This is a genomic window from Micromonospora musae, assembly GCF_003626635.1.
GTDB classification, from domain to species: domain Bacteria; phylum Actinomycetota; class Actinomycetes; order Mycobacteriales; family Micromonosporaceae; genus Micromonospora; species Micromonospora musae.
Genome location: NZ_RAZT01000033.1, coordinates 1 through 1,040, shown reverse-complemented (window position 1 = coordinate 1,040; position 1,040 = coordinate 1). Strand labels below are relative to the sequence as shown.

The window sequence follows — 1,040 nt, the reverse complement described above, 5'->3', positions numbered from 1 at the left end:
CCTAAGGCGTGTTTCATAAGCCCGGTCAGAGCCATTCGCAGATGATGGTGATGGTCAGGACGGCCTGGAACCGGACGGCCAGCTTGTCGTAGCGGGTGGCCACGCCGCGGTGGCGCTTGAGTCGGGCGATGCCGTTCTCGACGGCGTGTCGCATCCGGTAGAGGTCTCGGTCGAATTTTGGCGGGCGTCCGCCGCGGCTGCCCTTGGCTTTGCGGTGGGCGTCCTGGTCGGTCTTGCTCGGGATGCAGGTCTTGATCCCACGCTTGCGCAGGTAGGCGCGGTTGCCGCGGCTGGTGTAGGCCTTGTCCGCCAGGACCAGGTCGGGGCAGGTGCGGGGCCGGCCCACCCCGAGACGGGTCACCCTGATCCGGCGCAGAACCGGGATGAACTGCGGGCTATCACCACGATGCCCGGCGGTCACCACCATCGACAGGACCTTCTGCCCCTGCTCACAGGCCAGATGCGTCTTGGTTGTCAGACCGCCGCGAGATCGTCCGAGGGCGTGATCGGCGGGTTCGTCGTGCACGCCGCCGGGTGGCTCTTTCTGCAGGTGGCCGTCTCTGCGGGCGCCGGCGGCGTGTTGGTGGGCGCGGCTGGTCATCGAGTCCACGCTGACTGTCCAGCTGATCCGACCTTCCGCATCGCCGGCGGCCTGTGACACGGCCAGGATCGTGTCCCAGGTGCCGTCGCGCTGCCAGCGACGGAACAGGCCGTAGATCGTCTGCCAGGGTCCGTACTCGGCCGGGACGTCACGCCAGGGCGACCCAATCCGAATGCGCCACCTGATCCCGTCGATGAGCTGCCGTTTCTCCCATTTCGGCGGCCGACCCTTCGCCGACGCGACAGGCAGCAGTGCGGCGAGCCGCTGCCACTGAGCGTCGGTGAGGTCGTGCCGCCTCGTCACCGCTAAGGTGGCCACGAGGTCTCCGGTATGAAGTTCTTGCTTGGTCGCAGAACCAGATACCGGAGGCCTCTTCAGTTGTCGATCACCGCCACGCCGGGACCTTCATCGACCACCACGACTTCTGAAACACGCCTTA

Annotated in this window: 1 protein-coding gene; it reads right to left on the bottom strand. The window is 66.8% G+C overall.

What is annotated here, in order from left to right; all coding sequences use genetic code 11:
- Positions 1-25: 25 nt before the first annotated feature.
- Positions 26-919, bottom strand: coding sequence for an IS5 family transposase (locus D7044_RS32070; RefSeq protein WP_120684479.1), 894 nt, complete (start codon positions 917-919; stop codon positions 26-28).
- Positions 920-1,040 lie beyond the last annotated feature (121 nt).